Origin of the sequence: Marinitoga sp. 1154, from assembly GCF_013363285.1 — a bacterium.
In the GTDB taxonomy this organism is placed as follows: Bacteria; Thermotogota; Thermotogae; order Petrotogales; family Petrotogaceae; genus Marinitoga.
In genome coordinates, this window is sequence record NZ_LBFB01000010.1 from 1 (window position 1) to 20732 (window position 20732).

The window sequence follows — 20732 nt, forward strand, 5'->3', positions numbered from 1 at the left end:
GAGCAATGAATGCATGTGTAAAAGTAGCTAATTTCCCATTTCTGAAAGGAATAGAAGATTTTGATTTCGATTTTCAACCAGGAATAAATAAACAGGAAATATTAGATTTAAAAAGCTTAAGATTTGTGGAAAATAATGAAAATATACTATTTGTAGGAACCCCTGGAGTTGGCAAGACACATCTTGCCGTCTCCATTGGAATAGAATGTGCAAAACATAGATATTCAACATATTTTATCCATTTCCAAGATTTAATGTCTCAATTAAAAAAAGCTCTTAAAGAAAATAGATTAGAAACAAGATTAAAGCATTTTTCGAAATACAAAGTATTAATAATAGACGAAATAGGATATTTGCCAATTGATACAGATGCTTCAAACTTATTTTTTCAATTAATATCAAAAAGATATGAAAAACACAGTACAATAATTACAACAAATATGCCATTTTCAAGTTGGGGTGAAATATTTGGTTCTCCAGTTTTGGCTCAAGCTATATTAGACAGATTATTACATCATTCTCATGTTATTTCAATTAAAGGTGATTCATATCGACTAAAAGAAAAAATGGATTTTTTTGCTAATTCTGTTTCTAATTCTTAATCCCTTTTTTGTACATTTTTATTTTCCCTTTTTTTAACATTCTTGTAGTTGTTTTTACAACAAATCCATAATTTTCCATTATATGTCTGCTTTCGACATTTTCAAAATAAGTTGAAAACATTACTTTTTTATACCCTTTTTCACCTGCTAATTTAAGAAAAAATTCTGTCAATTTTCTAGCATAACCTTTGTTTCTAAAATTTTTATGAACACGTAACCCTTCAAGCCAGAAGATACCCGGCTTTATTTCTTTCATCCTTCCACACCCGATTACTTTATTTTTTTCCTCAATCACATAAAAATTCCCATTTTTTTCTTTTACCCAGTCATCGAAAACTTCTGGTATATAATCATCATCCCAGGAATACCTTGTTACTTCAACTAAATCCTTTTTATCATTTTCTTTAGCCTTTCTAATATTCATATAACCCCCCCTAAAATTCGTTATTGTTTTTATTTATTTTTGATTATTGAAAAAAATTCTTATTTATGATAAAATATTTTTGATTTTCATCGAAATAAAAATAGATTGAGGTGAATTATGGAAGCTAAAATTGGTTATCAAATATTTCCTGATAGGTTTTACTCTTATTATAACAGAGGAAACACACCATGGAAAACTCCTATTATAAATGATGAAAAAGCAGGAAAAAGATTGTATGGTGGCGACTTAAAAGGCATTGAGAAAAAAATAGATTATTTTAAAGATCTGGGAATCGATTTTATATATCTTACACCTATTTTTGCAGCTAATAGTAACCACAGATATGATGCAATAGATTATTTTAAAATAGACCCAGTTTTGGGTGATGAAAATGATCTTAAAAATTTAATAAATTCTCTTCATAAAGAAAATATAGAGTTATATCTTGACATTGCTTTAAATCATATGAGCGACAAAAGTATCTGGTTTAAAAAAGCTCTAGAGGGAAAAAAGGAAAAGGATTATTTTAGAAAAGAAAATGGATATTATACTTTCTGGCGCGATCATTCATCACTGGTAGAATTAAATCTTGAAAATCCTCAGTTACAAAAAATATTATGGCAGGATGAGAATTCTGTGATGAAAAAATGGATGAAATTAGGAGTTGATCATTGGCGCCTTGATTGTGCTTATGATCTTGGATTTAATATTTTAAAAGATATAGTAAAATATATAAAATTATCTGGTAATCACGAGATTATTGGCGAAGTATGGGCATATCCTAAAGATTGGATAGAAATAATGGATGGTATTATGAATTATTACTATACAGATATTATTATAAACTATTTAACAGGAAATTTAAGCGGAAAAACCACATCTGAAATTTTAAATAAAGTTATAATGGATAGTGGATTGAAAATCCTGAAATCATGGAATATGCTCTCTTCTCATGATTCAGCAAGAATTAAAAATATATTTGGAAACAATTGGAAAATGGCTGTAATTATGCAATTTACATTACCTGGTAGCCCTTTAATATATTACGGCGAAGAAATTGGAATGACTGGAGATAACGATCCATTTTGCCGTGGAGTTATGGAATGGGAAAAGGTTGATAATCAAAATGAAGTTCTAAAATTTTATAAAAAACTTATAAAGTTATTTAAAAATTCTGACGCTTTAAAAAAGGGAAATTATTATGAAGTTATTTCCAATGATAATGATATACTTGCTTATTATAGAAAATATAAAAATATAAAAGACGCCAAATTGATAATAATTAATCCAACGGATAAAGAAAAAGATATACATTTATATTTTAACGAATCCTTGCTACTGGATGCCATGCACATGAAAGATCATTTTAGCAGTAATAGATTATACATTGCTATGGGCAGTGTAAAAGGAAAAATACCCCCCAATTCTTATGGCATATACTATATGGAATTAAAAGAATACAGGACATATTCTGCTTATAAAAGATTATAATTTTCAAAATTTTTCGGTTAATAAAAACTCAAAACAAAAAGCGTCTACAATTTCGTAGACGCTTTTTGTTTGTAATTTATAATACTTAAATTTTGTACAAATAATTTTTCATGCAATGAATTTCTTCTTTGTGTTTCTTTTAATCTCTGAAATAAATTCTTTAAAAGGGCAAAAGATAAAATCGCAATCTAAGTTACAGAAAAATATATACAAATAGTATATAATATAATTAGATAAAAATTATCCGAATTAATTTGATATATTGATATAAAGGAGTGGAATTTATATGGAGAAATTTAATGTTGAAAAAGAAAAATGTATAGCTTGCAAGGCATGTGTGAGAACTGCTCCAGAGAATTTTAAAATAGAAAATGGAAAAGCTATAGTTTTTAAACAACCTGAAAATAAAACAGAATTAAGCAATAGTCAGAGAGCAATGGATATTTGTCCAACTAAAGCTATCTTTTCAAAAAAAAGTGATCCAATTACTGGAGATTCAAAAATCAGGGAAACATTAGAAAAATATCCTCATTTAAAAAAGGTTTTATTAAAAATATCACCAAAATTTAAGACAATGCAAAATCCTATAATGTGGAATACCATTGCAAAATATGCTACATTCAAAAATGCTGCTAAAATGGCAGGTGTTTCTTTATGCGAGATATTACATGTTATAAATAAAGAATTAGGATTAGAAAAAGAATTATATACATTATTTCCCGAATGTATAAAAGACACAAAACCAGAATACAACAGCACCGAAATCGCATGGGAAGAACCTGAAACGATTATGAAAATTCAAAAATATGAGGTTGAAACTTTAACTTTAATCGTTAACCAAATAGAAAATTTAAAACCTGGAAAATCATTAGTTTTTGAGGGAGAAATAGACCCTGAACCAATAATAAAAGTAATAGAATCTCATAAATTCCTATATAATCTAAATAAAATTAATCCATATAAAACAAGAATTTCTGTCTATAATAAACCTTCAAAATTGAAAAACAATAAAGATTATGAAATTCTTGATGTAAGAAAGATGCAACAGGATCCATTTGATATAATTATAAAAAAAGCTTATTCATTAGATCCAGGTGAAGGTTTTATATTAGTTCAAACTTTTGTTCCAACCCCTTTAATAAATATGCTAGATGGAATGGGATTTGATGCTGAAGTTAAAGAAATTAATCCATATGAAGTACAAGTATATTTCACACGCAGAATTGAAAATGATATTAATAATTATAACTATTCTGATAAACCAACAGTAACAATACAATCTGCAACTCCTGTAGGATATCCTATAATCATGAGATTATTACAATCAAAAAAATTAAAACAAGTTGTAAATATAAAAGAGTTAAAAATATGGGAAGAAACAGAAAAGCATCTTGGATGGATAATAAATAAAAAAGCAGATATAAGCTTTTCAGCATTAATAACTGCTTCAAAATTGAAAGATATGGATGTGAAAATGCCTGTTGTTTTTGTTTGGGATAACTTTACGATATTAACAAGAGGTTATATAGCAAAATCTCTTGAGGATTTAAAAGGAAGAAAAATACATATACCACTTTTTGAAGATGCACCACCAGCTAAAATAACCAGATATTTAATAGAGGCAAAGGGTCTCAATATAAAAGATTTTGAATTTACTTATGGAAATCCATTTGGTAGACCTAAACAAATAATGATGGATTTTCTATCTGGTAAAGTAGATACAGTCTTATTAAGAGAACCAGAAGCAGGATTTGTGATAAAAGCATTAGAAGAAAGCAATATAACTTATTCAGAACTATCATATGGAAAAATATGGAATGAAATAAACGAAGGATTTGGATTATTACCAAATGCAGGGGTTGTATTTAAAGGAGAATTAGTTAGAGAATATCCAGAAATTGTAAAGATTGTCTTAGAAGAATTAAAAGCTGCAATAGAATGGGTTAATAGCAATAAGAAAGAAGCAGCAAAACTTTCATTTGATATGATGAGGGCACCAATAAAAAACGTGGAGAAATTTATTGAAAGAGTAACATTTAAATATATATTTGGAAAAGAACTTGAAGATAAAGTGTATAAATTTTATGACATATTAATAAAAAACAATATTATTAGCGCTACTTTAGATGAGAAATTAATGGAAATATTTAAAATATAATAAAAGCCTTCCGAATGGAGGGCTTTTGTTTTAAATCAAATATCAATTTTAATTCCAATAGGGCAGTGGTCTGATCCCATTACATCTGAAAGAATAAAAGCATCTTTAATTTTATTTTCCAAAGGAGTACTTATAAAGAAATAATCTATTCTCCATCCAACATTCCTTTCTCTTGCTCTAGTTTTATAATCCCACCATGTATAATTATTTGGCTCTTGATTAAACATTCTAAATGTATCTATAAAACCACTATTTAAAAGTTTATCAATCCATTCTCTCTCTATGGGTAAAAATCCAGATACATTTTCATTTTCCTTTGGCCTTGCAAGATCTATTTCTTTATGTGCAGTATTTACATCACCACAAATAATAATATTAGGTTGTTTCTTTTTATAATCTTCTAAAAATTCCAATAAATAATAGTAAAAATCCATTTTATATTCCAATCTTTCATGTCTTGCTTTACCGTTAGGAAAATATATATTAAAAAGCGAAAAGTTTTCATATTCAGTAATTAATGTTCTTCCTTCAGAATCAAATTTTTCAATCCCAAAACCTTTTAAAATATTTTTTGGCTCTATTTTTGTAAAAGTAGCAACACCACTATACCCTTTTTTTTCCGCTGAAACAAAATACTTTTTCCATGAACCATAATTTAAAAATTTTTTTGTTAATTGTTCTTCCCTTGCTTTTGTTTCTTGAACACATAAAATATCAGGATCTTCAGAATCAAGAAAATCTATAAAACCTTTCTTTATAGCTGCTCTTATACCATTTACATTCCAAGATATGATTTTCATTAATATCACGCTCCTTAATGAAATTATACCATAAATATGATATAATTTTTCAGATTAAGAAATACTTTTAAAAACATATTTATTGAATACCCTGTTATTGATATTTTTCTATTTTTATATAAAAATAGAAATGCATCAGAAAAAAATGATACTTTAACAATTACATACCCAGAATGGGGTTTAGCTTTTATATGGATAAATATCGGTATAGAATTTTAATAAAATTTTTGATATATATGATATAATATTATTAAATAATATTCGCAAAACAAACTAAGTTAAGGAGGAAATTAAATGAGAATATTAAAAGGGCTAAAGCCTGAAAAGGTGTTTTATTATTTTGAAGAAATAAGTAAAATACCAAGATGTTCAGGAAATGAAAGAGCTATTAGCGATTATCTTGTAAATTTTGCTAAAGAAAAAAATTTAGAATACATTCAAGACAAAGCATTAAATGTAATTATAAGAAAACCAGCAACTAAAGGTTATGAAAATGCTCCAGGGGTTATTCTTCAGGGGCATATTGATATGGTTTGTGAAAAAACATCTGATTCAAAACATGATTTTTCAAAGGATCCTATAAAATTACAGATAGACGGAGATTATATAAAAGCAACTAATACAACATTAGGTGCAGATAATGGTATTGCAGTAGCTTATGCTTTAGCCATATTAGATTCAAAAGATATTGAACATCCAGAAATAGAAGCATTATTCACGACAGAAGAAGAAACAGGAATGACTGGAGCAAATGAATTGGATCCTTCATTATTAAAAGGAAAAGTGTTATTAAATATTGATTCAGAAGAAGAAGGAATATTTTATGTAAGTTGTGCTGGCGGTTTAAGAGATATTATAACATTACCCGTTGAATTTATAGAACCAAAGAACAAACATGGTTTAAGATTAGTAATTTCAGGATTACAGGGTGGCCATTCAGGTATGGAAATTATAAAACAAAGAGGTAATGCTAACAAATTATTAGGAAGGGTGTTGTATGATTTAAATAAAAAAATAAAAGTTGAATGCGCTTCAATAAATGGTGGAGATAAAAGTAATGCTATTCCAAGAGAAGCAACAGCAGATTTGATTATTGATAATATGGAGAAAGCTAAAGAAATTATTGAATATTGGAACAAAATCTTTAAAAATGAATTAAGCGATTCAGATCCAGGTGTAACAGTTTCAATTGAGAAAATGGAAAATCCAAAAAGTGTATTAACAAAAAAATCTTTTGAAAAAGCAATATATATTTTGATGTTAGTTCATGATGGAGTTCAAACAATGAGCAAAGCTATCGAAGGTCTGGTAGAGAGTTCCAGTAATCTTGGTATCGTAAAAACATATAATAATAAAATAGAATTCACTTCAGCAACAAGAAGTTCTGTAGAAACATTAAGAGATCTAATCCATAATAAATCAGAGATTATCGCAAATTTAACTGGAGCAACTATAACAACAAATGCTCCATATCCCGCATGGGAATATAAACCAGATTCAAAAATAAGAGAATTGATGAAAAAAGTATATAAAGATATGTATGGTAAAGAACCAGAAATAGCAGCTATTCACGCAGGATTAGAATGTGGTATTTTATCAGGAAAATTGAAAGATGTTGATATGATTTCTTTTGGACCTAATCTCTATGATGTTCACACACCACAGGAAAAAATGAGCATATCTTCAGTAAAAAGAGTCTGGGAATTTTTAATTGAAATATTAAAAGAAATGAAAAATTATTAATAAGAATAAATAAAAACAGGCCAAAAAGGCCTGTTTTTATTTATTCTTAAATAGTTTAACTTAATAACGTTTTTCATATAAAGCTTTATTAATTATTACTATTTTTTCTTTTAAATAGAATTTTCTTTAACATTTTATATAAGAATAAAGATATTACAAATGCATTTAAAGTTCTTAAAACTCCTAAATATAATGGTGTTTGAAAATGTAAAAAAGTATCTAAGACAGATATAAATAATATTGATTGCCCAATATTCCAGAATATTTTAAAAAATCTGGTAGGTGGATTTGAAAAAATAAAGATATATGAAAATAATTCTTTAAATCGTGGTCTGGCAATTAATAGTTTCTCAAGCATATCTCTTAAATTTCTTTCAAACATTGTTGCAAATCCAAAATTTCCACTTCTCAATATATAATAAAAAAATATTGATATCAATACTATTGATGAAAAAATTATATCTTTTTTATTCAATTTAAAATTTTGTAATTGAACTATGAATAAAGTTATTGGTAGAGTTATGAGCAATAATTTTACCCCTCTTATTACAGAAATTTTGTAAACAAGTAAGTAGGTATATCCTGTTCCATATATCAATATTCCAAATATTATAGTTAATAATAATAAATTGAATACATTTTTAATACTAAAATATTTATTTTTCCACTTTATCCATATAATAAATGAAAACACTATAGCTAAAAAAACATAGGACCACGAAGTAAAAAATATATATGCAACTATATAACTTATAGATAATATTGGGCTTAAAAACAATAAGTATATAGAAATTATTGACATTGTAAGATAATTGAGCCATCTATTGGTATTAAATAAAGGAGGAATATTTTTATTTATATTTTTCAGCTTATTGTTTATAGATTTTATTATTTCATTCCTTTTTTTATGCGATGGTATATAAAATACATTTATTCTTCTTTCATTAAATGCACGCCAGAAACGCTGGGTGATTTGACTAATATTGTATTTATCCATCTCTTTTGGCTTTATATAATGTGCATATCTGATTTTTCGCAATTCTGAATTATTTAGATAAATCTTGTATTTATCAAATAAAAAACCAAAATCGGAAAATTCGGCAATTATTATATTATCAAAATTCATTATAAATTCTTTAAAATCATTCAAACTTAAATTAGTCGAATTTTCACTTATAATTACAAAGTTTTGATATTTATAATAATCAATTTTTTTATTTTCTACAATAATAGAATGTTTTTCAAGTTTTTTATTATCAATAATATGATAACCATTTTTTAAAAATTTTATATCATTAAAAGTTATATAAACAAATAAGAACACTGCATATACTATAATCAAAATATAAAATAATCTTTTATGTTTTTTCAAAAAAATCACTTCCTCAATATATTTAAAAATCTAATCTATCTAAAACCTTTTTTAAATCAGGTATTAAATTAGAAATTAATGTATAACGCTTATTTTTATATATAAATTCAAGAAAGTATGAATGTAAAAAATATCGTTTCAATCCAATTAATCTTTTCAACTTTTTATTTATTTCAAAATTACCATATTTATTATCTCCTGCAACAGGACTTTTTATTTCTGCAAATTGTTTTCTTATTTGATGTTTCCTTCCTGTTTTTATTTCAACATCCACAAAGGATAAATCTGTATTTTCTATTTTGTAATTATCAACAACATCATAAAACAACAAGGCTTTTTTATCTTCAAATACACTTTCTAATTTATTATTTTTCCCCTTTAATTTCCCTAAAACCAGTGCATAATACTTTTTTGTTATATCTCTACCTTTTATAATATCTGTTAATTCCCTTGCAACCCGTTTATTTTTAGCAATCACTAAAACCCCGGAAGTATGTTTGTCCAATCTATGAACAAGATGTGGTTCGAATTCACCTTTTGAATAATATAATACCCCCTCTATAATAGTAACCTTTTCTTCATTTTTCCCCGGATGAACAGAAACACCTGCTGGTTTATTAATTGCAATAATATTTTTATCTTCAAAAATAATTTCAAAATCAAGTGGCCTTGGTAATATTTTCTCTTCTTTTTTTCTTTCTTCAAGTGGCCCTTTGTACTTTATCTCAATGATATCTCCTATATTCAACTCATAATCCTGCTTTTTTACCCTTTTACTATTTACATATACAAAACCTTTTCTAATGAGTTTATATATAAATCCTAATTTCAAATTACTAAAATTATTTCTTAAAAACTTATCCAATCTTTTATAATAATTTTTATCGTTTACAGTTACTTTTTTTTGCATAAAATCGCTCCTTTTTTGATATAATATATATAATAACATACATTTATAACGAGGTGATAAATTTGTACAAAGAAATACTCAAAACATTATATTCTTTTCTTGGAAATAATATAATGAACGAAGAAGAAAAGTTAAAAGTAGAAATTTTTGACAAATTGAATTCAAAAAGTGATTTTTATGAAATACTGGATTTCTTAAAATCCGAAACATTTCCCAAAGAAATTGATAATAAATTCCTTTCCTTATTTATTATATCATTATTTAACCGTTTACGTATCTCAGTTGATTTTGAAAAGAAAATTTTGATTTATGGTAATGAAAAAATAAATTTTGATATACTGGAATTAAATAAAGGTATATTAAAAACTGAACCTCTTTTAATAGAGTTAATTGAATTATTGGATTATGGAAATTTACCAACAGAATATCTTTTTGGAATATTATCAAATGATATTGCTAAAAGAATCAGGGTTTTTAAAGAGTTAATAGGAACATCTAAAATAACAGACGAAAAATGGTCTGAAGAGGAGTTAAAGGGTTTGGTAAATTCACTAACCGACTCTACAAGAGAATTTTTGAGATATATGGTAAAAAAAGGGAAAAGTTCTAAAGAAGAAATAATGAAAGATTTACAGTTAAAAGATACACGTTCTGTTTCTGCCTTTACAAGTGCCATATCACGTAATTCACCTTCTAAAAAAGAAAGAATATTATTTGGAGAAAAAGGAAAGATATATATTAATGAAGAATATAGGGAAATATTAAAAAGATTATTGTTATAAATTAAAAAGACTTAATCCCATAATGAAATTAAGCCCTATAATACGCAATTAGAGCAATTTATTTCATAAATATAAAAAATAGGCAGGCCAATGGCCTGCCATTTTATTTAAACGACGGGACTGTCTGGAATTATCAATTCTTTATTTGCTTCAACAACTTCTGGTGTAGGTTCTACTAATTCTGTTTTTACCAATTGTTGTAAGTATTCTTTTATTGAAAGATCCCAATATTCCTTTGTTACATAATATACTTTAGCTCCGCCAAGTTCATGTTGTACATCTGGCCATGGATATGATGGTTGTGCCATTCCAAGTCCCCATCTCTTAAATCCATTATAACTTTCATATGTTGCCCACCATTCTTTTGCACCTAATTTTTCAAATGCATATTTTGCTTTGGCATAATACATAATAGCTCCAACTCTTAATCCTCTAACAAAAGCCATTGAGTGAAGACTAATATGAATACCATTATTCATAACTCTAGCATTTGCAAAGCCTGCTAATTTCCCATTAATTGTTCCAATCATAAAGTATGGATCTTTTAATCTATTTCTATACCAACCTAATAATTCTCCATAAACTCTTACACCAACAATATCATAAAAATCATGATCAACATCCAATAATTTCTTTATGAATGGCAATAATTTAGGAACTTCTTCTTTTTCTAATGGTCTGATATATAAATAACTACCGTCTTTTAATTTAGCCATTTCTGGTTTGTATGGTTCTAATTTTAATGATGGACCTGATAATAATGGTTCTAATTCCCTAACGTCAAATGTTATTTTTTCCTGTGATACTTTTTCCGGTATTTCTTTCCACATAATCTTCCCCTCCATTACTTTTTTATTCGTTTTATATTATTCTATTTCAAATGCAGCTACACGAGCGATACTTGATTCCCCATCAACTAATCTCCATGGGAATATACCAATGTACATTCTTCTATTTAATACTTTATCGATTTCTCCACCTAAATTTTCTGCATGTAAAATCAAATGTGGGAATAAATCAATATGCATTAATTGATAAGTTTTATCATCAAAATATTCATCAAGAGGTTTTCCATATTTTTCTCTAAAATGCTTATCTGCCATAGCAGCAAATTCAGGTCTGTATTCTCTTAATATAGTATTCATTGGATGGTCAGCAGAACCACAGTCTACGCCAACCCATTTAATTTCCATTTCTTTTAACCAATCTGCAAATCTTTGATCAGGTCCTGGATGGAAATAATAATATTTATTTTCATTTGCTTCCGGTTGATCCCATGCATATTTGTGATATCCTGTGTTAATAATTATAATATCTCCTTTTTTGATTTCAAGATTATTTTCTTTTGCTACTTTTAATAATGTTTCAGGTGTATAAATATCAAAATCTCCAACCTCTTTGGAAATATCTAATATTACACCTTCGTGGAATAAATAACCGTCTAATGGCAATGAAGCTATATCTCTTCCACCTGTCATAAAATGTCTTTGTCCATCAAGATGAGTTCCATTATGCATACTTGTTTGTACTATTTGACCATTAACTTTTTGAAGCATCATCCTTTTGAAATACCATAATTTCATTGGCTCGTAACCTGGCCATGGTGGTGTTGTAATGCCTATCTTTTGAGTTAAATCATACACTTTAATACCTGCCACAATAATCCCCCCTTAGTCTGAGTATTCTTTTACAAATGCTTCTAATGCATCTATAAATATGTTCATAGGCGGATAGGTCAATCCTGCTCCAACCTGACCTATGCCTGGATCTTTATGAGCTATACCAGTATTTATTCTTGGTAATATACCTTTCTCAACAACTTTCTTTATATCTAATCCTGTAGGAGTTCCCCTGAAGTTTAAGAATGGTATTTTATATGTATTATTTTCTGCATCTGTTATTTCATACATTTTTAAGGTTGTATCAATAGCTTCCTGAACCGTCCCACCAACAAATTTTACTATTGCAGGGGCTCCAGCCATTGCAAAGCCGCCAAATCCACCAGTTTCTGTAATTGTACTATCTCCAATATCAGGATTTGCATCTTCCTTTGTAAATCCAGGGAAGTATAAACCTTCAACTTCCTGAGCAGTACCGACAAACCATTTACCCGGTAATCCTGCTACTCTAATACCAAAATCCGTTCCATTTCTTGCCATTACTGTAACTACAGTACTACCCTTTATTCCTTCTGCCGCCAGTGTTGCTGATTTTGCTGCTGGCATTGAAAGATTTAAGAAGAAATGATCATTAGCATTGATAAATTCTATAACTGCTTTTTTCTCTTTATCCGAAAAATGAGTATCTAATATTGCAGGAGCTATTTCTCTTATAAATAATGAGGTTGCTGCTCTATTCCTGTTATGACATTCATCTCCCATTTGAACAGCCTGCGCGATTAAATTCTTTAGATTAATTTCACCTTTTATCTCAATTGCTTCTTTTAAAACAGGATATAATACTTCTTCCATCCATTTTAATTTTTCAATTACATCGGGGCCATTGGCTCCATATCTTAATACTTTTCCCAATCCTTCATTCATAGTACAATAAGCTTTTGTGCCATATGTTTTATTTTCTACGATAAATACAGGCATAGAAGCTGTCGCAACTCCAGCCATAGGCCCAACACCATCATGATGATGCCATGGATCAAATTCTATTTCACCAGATTCAATCAACTCAATAGCTTCTTTTTCATCTTTAGCTTTTCCTTCATAAATCAATCCACCAATAATAGCTCCCTTTAAAGGGCCACACATTCGATCCCATGTAATTGGAGGGCCGGCATGTAAAATCAAATTATCTTTCATACCTGGAACAACGTCTCTTGCTATACCCATTCCAACTAATGTAGGCTGAGAATTCATAATTCTTTCTACTGCTTCTGCATTTGCTTTTTCAATATTAATGTTTAACTTTGAAAATTCACTTAATATTTCAACTGCTTTCGCTCCACCAAGAGGTGGTTTCCAATCAACATGAACAACATTTGCTCCCTGTTTTTTCAAATCTTCATAGAATGATTTTAATCCTATATTTACTATTTTTAATTCTTCTTTAAATAAACTCATCTTCCCAACTCCTTCCAAACATTAACTGCAAATTTTACTGCACTTGCATTGCTTGGGAAGACTATAACCCCAGCATCTTCCAGTTTCTTTTTTTGTTCATAATACTTTTGTGGATCTTCATATGTACCACAGATATTTGCAATTACACATCTATATTTATCTGAAGTTTCCCTTGCAGTTTTTACAGCCTCTGCAATCTCACCTGCTGGATCCATATGTGATCCCCAACCCAATACAACATCAACCATAATAATAGCTGTATCTTTATCAATATATTCTTTTATCAATCTTGATTTTCTCATTGTAAAGTCAATCATAGGATGTGGTCTTCCTACTGTAAACTCATCTTCTCCCATGTCCACAACTGTATGCTCTTTACTTTCATTAATATTCTCCAGTAAATATTCAGGATTTAATGGTTTAGGTGAATATATACCGCCTATTTCTTTGCTTAATAATACCATTGTTTCATCAGCAAGAGTTCCACCAGAGTATAATCCTCTTATATATTTACCTTCTTTTATTTTAGACACTTCCTCTTTAACCTTTATATCAAAATCAAATGATTCTAAAAAGTCAAAATATGTATATTCGTCTTTATCTATTTCCTTTCCCTGACATAATAAAGCTGCTTTTATTGCCGCATCTTCAAGCGTATGACCTACTGTTATTTCAGAATCTTCTACAACACCATTGACAAAATGAACTACATGTTTTTTGGTTGTTTTTTTCAATAATTCAACTGCTTTTGAGACAACTTCTGGATAAGGTGGTTTTGATACAAGAACAATTATTTCAGTTTCATCATCTTCAATTAATCTTTTAATACCTTCTAAAAACATCAATCCACCAACATCTTTTTTTACATCTCTTCCACCTGTACCGATTAATTGAGATATCCCACAACCAAGATTTGATATTATGGATGAAACTTCCTGTGCTCCAGTTCCAGATGCTGCCACAATACCAATCTTTCCTCGTTTTACCACATTTGAAAATGCCATGGGGACTCCATTTATTATTGCTGTTCCACAATCTGGACCCATTACCAGCAATCCTTTTTCAAGTGCATATTTCTTCAGGTCTATTTCTGTTTCTATTGGAACATTATCACTGAACAACATTACATTTAAACCCATATCCAGAGCCTTTTTTGTTTCCAGACCAGCATATTCTCCAGCTATTGAAATAACTGCCATATTTGCTCCATCTAATCTTTTTACCGCACTCTCAAGCGATGGGTAAAACTTTTCGCCTTCATCTTCCTGAGTTTCTACTTTAAGCAGTTTTTCAACCTCTGTTTCAATTTCTTCCATGTTTATATTTTCACCTTTGATCACAATCAATAAATCATTTGGAGTGGTATTTTCCAACTCTGAATCGAGCATTTCCAATTCTTTTAAAAACTCTTTATTTGTTTCTGTACCCATTCCAACAAGAGCTTCTTCAACGTTATCTTTTTTCTTTATATCTTCTGTTATAAGCATCAATGTAACAGAATCATAATAAGAATTTGGCTTAATCAATTTATAAATCACATTTATCCCTCCATCTCAAAGAAAAATGAAATACCCAACATCCAACCTATTCCAGAAGTATCCCCCATGTTTAATAGTATATCTTTAATATAATCCTCTAAATATAGTTTCACAGGCTTTGGTACATAACCCTCAGCAGCATATCTCAATTGAAAATAAGAAATATCATTTGTCTTTCTTCTTGCTACATCTAAAATAAAATTAACATCTACATTTCCATTATAATAAGAATTTAATAATAAAATTCCTGAAAGGATATCATCAAATAATGGCGTCAATCCAGGGCCAAACCCAATGATGTTTGTAAAATTTTTACTTTCCAGATTTGAAATAATTTTTCTAAATATTCTATTGTCTAATTTATTCTTCATATATGTTTTTATTTTTCTATATGACTCGTAAAAATTTATTTTTTTAAGCTCTGGATTGTAAATAGAAAAATTCTCAACCTTAAATTTATCATCAAAAACCAGAATATTATTTTCAATTTTTAATCTAGAAAAGTTTAAGAAATGGGAGGGGGCTGTCATTCCCAACGCCCCAACCCGATAAGGATAAGTACTCAAAGTGAAAAGATCATTATCACCAAAAATAAAGTATTTGGTATGTTTTGTCTTGAAAAATTCCTTAGCTACACCTTTTTTATTAAATACCAAACTTGAAATTTCTAACATTTTTCACCTTATTCATCTGATGCTCCTGTTAATGAAAGTAAGCCATTTACTAAAATACCTACAACTGCAGCAAGTCCAAGTCCCTGTAATGCAAAGTTTCCTGCTTTAAATACTGCTCCACCTAAACCCGTTACTAACATTAAAGACATTATTACTAAATTTTTTCCTTCGACTTTAACCTGATTGTTTATCAATGTTTTTGCTCCAATACTTGCAATCATACCGAATAATAATATTTCAATTCCACCCATAACAGGTACAGGTATTGATCTAACAAGAGCTCCAACTTTTGGTATTAATGACAACAATATTGCAAAGAATGCAGCAATTCTCATTATCCATGGATTAAAAGCTTTTGTAAAAGCTAAAACACCTGTATTTTCACTATATGTGGTATTTGCAGGGCCACCAAAAAATCCGCCTAAAGATGTTGCCAATCCATCACCCATTAATGTTCTATGCATTCCTGGATCTTCGTAGAATTTTTTACCAACAACAGCTGATATTGCAAAAATATCACCAAAATGCTCTACTGAAGGTGCAATTGCAACTGGAACTATTGCAGCTGCTGCATACCATGAAAATTTAGGCCAGTAAATTTCTGGGAATCCTGCCCAGCTTACAGTCCCAACTTCTGCAAAGCTTACATTACCCGTAATTGCTGCTACGATATATCCTACGATAACTCCCCATATAACAGGAATTAAACGGCTAAATCCTCTTGTATATAATCTAACTATAACCGCTGTACCGAGAGATACCATTGCTATCCACCAGTTACCACTTGCCATATTTATTGCTACAGGACTTAAAATTAAACCTATTAATATAATCATAGTTCCTGATATTACTGGTGGGAATAATTTTTCAAATCTTCTAATACCAATAAATTTAATGAGAATACCAAAACCAAATTTAACCAAACCTGCTAAGAAAATCCCTCCTGTTGCATATGCAAGATAAGGTCTTAAATCTACCCCTGCATTTACTGCATCCTGAATACTTTTATATTCCAATCCAGCTTGTCCCATATAATACATTGTAACCGTAACTATTGGTGCAATATATGCAAAACTTGAACCTAAAAACACTGGAACTTTCCACTTTGTAATCCAATGGAATAATAATGTCCCAAGACCGGCAGTAAATAACGCTACGTTAACAGGAATCCCTGTCAAATAAGGAACCAATACAGTTGCACCGAACATAGTGAAGGCATGTTGTAACCCTAACAACAATAATCCCCCTGTACCCATACCTGCACTTCTGTCTTCTTGAGGAACGACATTCAAATATTCGCTTTCGCTCATGTTTCTCCCCTCCTAAAAATGATTTGGATAGACATTCTTTATTTATTATTTATTTTCTAATGCCTTAAGAATTTTATCTGCTGTTAATGGTAATTCATGTATATTTACTCCAAGCGCATCATAAATTGCAGCAGCAATTGCTGGTGGCACTGAAATCATAGGATGCTCTCCAACTCCTTTTGCCCCAAACGGAGAGGATTCCTCAAATGTTTGAACAAAGTCATATTTTATTTCCTCTGGTATATCTGCTATAGTAGGTATTTTATAATCGGTAAATGATATAGTTAAAGGATATCCTTTATCATTGTATTTAACCCCTTCAAATAATGCAGGTCCCATACCCTGAATCATTCCGCCAACTACCTGACCACCTGCAGTAATCGGATTGATAATTGTACCAGCATCAAAAACTCCTACTAATTGTATCATTTTTAATTCTCCTGTATCTAAATCTATTTCTACTTCTGCTGCTTCTGCTCCAAATGTCCACTCGGCAGCAGCATTTCCCTGTCCAGTTTCTAAATCAAGATTTGTCAACATTTCTGGAGTAAAACTACCTCTACCTATTACAGGACCACCTATTGAGTGTCCATCTGGATATGTATAACCCATTACTATATCTTTTAATAATATGTATTTTTCAGGCCTATATTTAACATAAACTCTATCGTCTTCAACTTCAAGATTATGTGGAGCTACACCTAATACCTGAGAAGCTATATTTTTTATCTGATTCAATGCATCTTCCGCAGCTCTATACAATGCATTACCTACAGTCCACAGAGCACGCGATGCAACAGTCTGCCATTCATATGGATTTACATCTGTATCTACAGGCATAACAAAATGTATTTTATCAGGAGAAATATGTAATGCATCAGCAGCCATCTGAGTAACTGCAGTATTAAATCCTTGACCTATTTCCTGAATACTTGCCTGTAATGTTACAGTTGCATCTTCATGGAATTTTATTATTACAGCTGATCCTGCATTTGTTGGCATAGCTGGTGCTTTTACCAATCCTGCAATACCTTTTCCTCTAACTTTTCTTGGATTTTCAGGCTTTTCTGATTTTTTATCGTATTCAATTAATTCTGCCGCTTTTCTCAAACATGCTTCCATATCACCTGTATCATGATGTATAGTTTGACCCATAGAATTGGTTAACCCTGGTTTTAGAACGTTCTTTAATCTTAATTCAAGTGGATCCATTCCTAACTTTTGAGCAACTTCATCTAAATTTCTTTCTGTTGCCCAATGTAATTCACCATGTCCAAATCCCCTAAAAGCTCCACCAAGGAAATGGTTAGTATATACACCATATGAATCAGTTTTTAGATTTGGCACATAGTATCCACCAGGCAAAGTATACCCAGCAGCTCTAACAACATTAGTTCCATATTCTGCATATGCTCCGCCATCGAAAATCAACGTTGCTTCCATTGCAACGATTTTTCCTTCTTTAGTAACTCCTGTTTTTACACGAGCATACATAGCTTGTCTAACTACAGCTGAAATATCTTCTTCTCTTGTATATACTAATTTTATATGTCTTCCCTTTAACTTTTCAGATAAAGCGATTACTATACCTTCCATATTTATTCCAGCTTTTCCTCCAAAACCCCCACCTACATATGGAGCAACAACTCTAACCTTATGCCTCGGAACTTTAAATGCAACAGCTATTAAGTTTCTTAAAGTAAATGGTGATTGTGCACTTGACCAGACTGTAAGTTTTCCGTTATAATCCCAGAAAGAAATTGCTGCATGTGGTTCAAGCGGCGCATGATACATTTGTGGAAGACTATATTCTCCTTCAACAATAACATCAGCTTCTTTAAATCCTTTTTCAACGTCTCCTTTTCTTGTTTTATGATGATGGAATACATTTTTTTCAGGTTCAATATTATAAATCGGTAATCTTTCATACTTTGCAAGGTCTGGATGAATTAAAACCTCACCCTTCATTGATTCTCTTGGATCCTGAACAGTTGGTAATTCCTCATATTCTACTTCTATTAGCTCTACAGATCTTTTTGCAATTTCCAATGAGTCTGCGGCAACAGCAGCAACAGGTTCACCAACATATCTAACTCTATCTGATGTGATTATCGGTCTATCAACAAGATATATTCCCTGTCTATATGGAACATCTTTTCCAGTAACAATAGCTCTTACGCCTTGCAATGCTTCAGCTTTTGAAGTATCAATTTTTTTAATAATTCCATGTGGTATAGGGCTTCTTTTAACTGCAGCATAAAGCATATTTGGGAAAAACATATCAGTTACATATTTTGCATTTCCGGTAACTTTTTCGAATCCGTCAACCCTGTTCATAGGTTTTCCAACATGCTCAAATTTAATTGGTGGTTTATATTCATATTTCATTATTCTACACCTCCCATTTTCTGGGCAGCTAATTTAACAGCATCTAAAATAACCGTATATCCTGTACATCTACATAAATTTCCTGCCAATCTTTCCACAATAATTTCTTTAGTTGGATTTGAATGTTTTTCAAGCATAGCTTTTGTTGACATTATAAAGCCTGGAGTACAATAACCGCATTGAAATGCATTTGCTTCCAAAAATGCTTCCTGAATTGGATGTAGTTTATTATCCTTTGCCAATCCTTCAACTGTTTCGATAACAGCACCATCAGCTTCAGGAGCTAAAACCAAACATGAATTCACAGGTCTTCCATTATATATAACAGTACATGCTCCACATTCTCCATTTCCACAGCCTTCTTTTGCCCCTGTTAAATATAATTTTTCTCTTAAAATATCGAGGAGGGTTTCATTTGGTTTTACTTCCACTTCAACATTTTCATTATTTACAGTAAAAGTGATTTTCATTATAATCCCTCCTTTATCATATTCAATTCTCTCAATAATTTAATAGGTAATATTTTAGCCATTCTTTTTCTATATTCTGCAGTACCTCTTGCGTCTGTAATAGGATTCACACTATCCTGAACAATCTGAGCAAATTCCTCCACATTTTTCATTGTTAATTCTTTATCTTTTATAAACTCTTCAGCTTTAAATACTCTCAATGGTGTTGGTGCAACAGAAGCCAATGCAATTCTTATATCTCTCTTTCCCTCCGGGTCAATTATCGTTAATGCCACACCTATTGTTGATAAATCAACTGCTTTTATTCTTCCAACTTTATAATATCTTCCTATACTTTCACCTTCATATGGTATATGTATAGATTTAACTATTTCACCCTTTTCTAACACTGTCTTTCCAGGCCCGGTAAAGAAATCTTTTATCTTAACTTTTCTTTCTCCGTTTAATGAAACTAATGTCAATTCGGCATCATATGTAAGTAAAGCTGGGGCTGTATCTGAAGCTGGCGAAGCATTACAAATATTTCCAACTACAGTTCCTCTATTACGGGTTTGATATCCACCGACAACCCTGATTCCCTGATACAATGTTGGATAATACTCTTTAATATAACTGAATTCTTCAATTAATACATTAAGCTTTAATCCAGCACCAAAAGTTAATCCCGCATCTTTTGAAAAATCTACATGAAATAGTTCATCAATTCCCTTTAAATCAACTACTAATTTTGGTTTAATTCTTCCTGCTCTCATTTTCACAATTAAGTCAGTTCCACCCAGGATAGGATAAACATCTTCTTTATTTAGTATTTCCAGGGCTTCGTCTAGTGTTTTGGGTTTCACATAGTCATAACTAAACGTTATCATTTCTTTCCCCCCTTTAGAAAAATAAAATAAAAAACTTTTGCAGTTTTTTGTTTTTAATGTATTTATATTTAGTATTATATACTCATTATCGAAATATTACAAGTAATATATCAGAAAGATATACTTAAAT

The 20732-nt window shown here is 30.0% G+C and carries 18 protein-coding genes; 5 read left to right on the forward strand and 13 right to left on the reverse strand.

Annotated features, from left to right (window positions below):
- The coding region (gene istB / locus XO12_RS05990; RefSeq protein WP_217683655.1) for an IS21-like element helper ATPase IstB at positions 1 to 602 on the forward strand (602 nt) is incomplete at its 5' end.
- Here istB and XO12_RS05995 read toward each other — a convergent pair.
- Positions 592 to 1026 carry a GNAT family N-acetyltransferase gene (locus XO12_RS05995; protein WP_175419886.1) on the reverse strand — a complete coding sequence of 145 codons (435 nt, stop codon included), beginning with the start codon at positions 1024 to 1026 and terminating at the stop codon, positions 592 to 594. The two genes, istB and XO12_RS05995, sit on opposite strands and share 11 nt — an antisense overlap.
- Before the next feature lie 117 nt (positions 1027 to 1143).
- Between XO12_RS05995 and XO12_RS06000 the strand changes: the two genes are divergently transcribed.
- Together XO12_RS06000 and XO12_RS06005 are read left to right on the forward strand one after the other, a co-directional pair.
- Positions 1144 to 2517 (forward strand): glycoside hydrolase family 13 protein, encoded by a 1374-nt coding sequence (locus XO12_RS06000; RefSeq protein ID WP_175419887.1) that lies wholly within the window; start codon positions 1144 to 1146, stop codon positions 2515 to 2517.
- A 286-nt stretch (positions 2518 to 2803) separates the two neighbouring features.
- Positions 2804 to 4675: a ferredoxin gene (locus XO12_RS06005; protein WP_175419888.1), complete on the forward strand. Its 1872-nt coding sequence runs from the start codon at positions 2804 to 2806 to the stop codon at positions 4673 to 4675.
- 35 nt (positions 4676 to 4710) lie between these two features.
- On the opposite strand, the gene XO12_RS06010 is transcribed toward XO12_RS06005, so the two are convergent.
- Complete coding sequence (locus XO12_RS06010) at positions 4711 to 5475, reverse strand: exodeoxyribonuclease III (protein WP_175419889.1); 765 nt, start codon at positions 5473 to 5475, stop codon at positions 4711 to 4713.
- A gap of 294 nt (positions 5476 to 5769) precedes the next feature.
- Here XO12_RS06010 and XO12_RS06015 point away from each other — a divergent pair, with 294 nt between their 5' ends.
- Positions 5770 to 7218, forward strand: coding sequence for an aminoacyl-histidine dipeptidase (locus tag XO12_RS06015; RefSeq protein WP_175419890.1), 1449 nt, complete (start codon positions 5770 to 5772; stop codon positions 7216 to 7218).
- 88 nt (positions 7219 to 7306) lie between these two features.
- On the opposite strand, the gene XO12_RS06020 is transcribed toward XO12_RS06015, so the two are convergent.
- Together XO12_RS06020 and XO12_RS06025 are read right to left on the reverse strand one after the other, a co-directional pair.
- Complete coding sequence (locus XO12_RS06020; protein ID WP_175419891.1) at positions 7307 to 8590, reverse strand: DUF5693 family protein; 1284 nt, start codon at positions 8588 to 8590, stop codon at positions 7307 to 7309.
- Positions 8591 to 8612: 22 nt separating this feature from the next.
- A complete protein-coding gene (locus tag XO12_RS06025; RefSeq protein ID WP_175419892.1) occupies positions 8613 to 9500 on the reverse strand; it encodes an RluA family pseudouridine synthase in 888 nt (295 codons plus the stop codon).
- A gap of 62 nt (positions 9501 to 9562) precedes the next feature.
- On the opposite strand from XO12_RS06025, the gene XO12_RS06030 reads away from it, so the two are divergent.
- Positions 9563 to 10282, forward strand: a complete 720-nt coding sequence (locus XO12_RS06030) for a hypothetical protein (protein ID WP_175419893.1) — start codon at positions 9563 to 9565, stop codon at positions 10280 to 10282.
- Positions 10283 to 10389: 107 nt separating this feature from the next.
- Here XO12_RS06030 and XO12_RS06035 read toward each other — a convergent pair whose 3' ends face one another.
- From XO12_RS06035 to XO12_RS06075, 9 genes are read right to left on the reverse strand one after another with little or no spacing between them, the layout of a single operon-like run.
- Positions 10390 to 11112, reverse strand: a complete 723-nt coding sequence (locus XO12_RS06035) for an N-acetyltransferase (protein ID WP_175419894.1) — start codon at positions 11110 to 11112, stop codon at positions 10390 to 10392.
- A gap of 36 nt (positions 11113 to 11148) precedes the next feature.
- Entirely contained in the window at positions 11149 to 11940 is a 792-nt protein-coding gene (locus tag XO12_RS06040; RefSeq protein WP_175419895.1) for a cyclase family protein, read from the reverse strand.
- 12 nt (positions 11941 to 11952) lie between these two features.
- Entirely contained in the window at positions 11953 to 13356 is a 1404-nt protein-coding gene (locus XO12_RS06045) for a DUF1116 domain-containing protein (protein ID WP_175419896.1), read from the reverse strand.
- Positions 13353 to 14894: an acyl-CoA synthetase FdrA gene (fdrA, locus tag XO12_RS06050; protein WP_175419897.1), complete on the reverse strand. Its 1542-nt coding sequence runs from the start codon at positions 14892 to 14894 to the stop codon at positions 13353 to 13355. The genes XO12_RS06045 and fdrA overlap by 4 nt, the downstream gene beginning before the upstream one ends.
- Positions 14895 to 14896: 2 nt before the next feature.
- Positions 14897 to 15568, reverse strand: a complete 672-nt coding sequence (locus tag XO12_RS06055) for a DUF2877 domain-containing protein (protein WP_175419898.1) — start codon at positions 15566 to 15568, stop codon at positions 14897 to 14899.
- Between the two features lie 8 nt (positions 15569 to 15576).
- Entirely contained in the window at positions 15577 to 16878 is a 1302-nt protein-coding gene (locus tag XO12_RS06060; RefSeq protein ID WP_175419899.1) for a uracil-xanthine permease family protein, read from the reverse strand.
- A gap of 45 nt (positions 16879 to 16923) precedes the next feature.
- A complete protein-coding gene (locus XO12_RS06065) occupies positions 16924 to 19266 on the reverse strand; it encodes a xanthine dehydrogenase family protein molybdopterin-binding subunit (RefSeq protein WP_175419900.1) in 2343 nt (780 codons plus the stop codon).
- Positions 19266 to 19736, reverse strand: a complete 471-nt coding sequence (locus XO12_RS06070; protein ID WP_175419901.1) for a (2Fe-2S)-binding protein — start codon at positions 19734 to 19736, stop codon at positions 19266 to 19268. The genes XO12_RS06065 and XO12_RS06070 overlap by 1 nt, the downstream gene beginning before the upstream one ends.
- Positions 19736 to 20602, reverse strand: coding sequence for a xanthine dehydrogenase family protein subunit M (locus tag XO12_RS06075; RefSeq protein ID WP_175419902.1), 867 nt, complete (start codon positions 20600 to 20602; stop codon positions 19736 to 19738). The genes XO12_RS06070 and XO12_RS06075 overlap by 1 nt, the downstream gene beginning before the upstream one ends.
- Positions 20603 to 20732 lie beyond the last annotated feature (130 nt).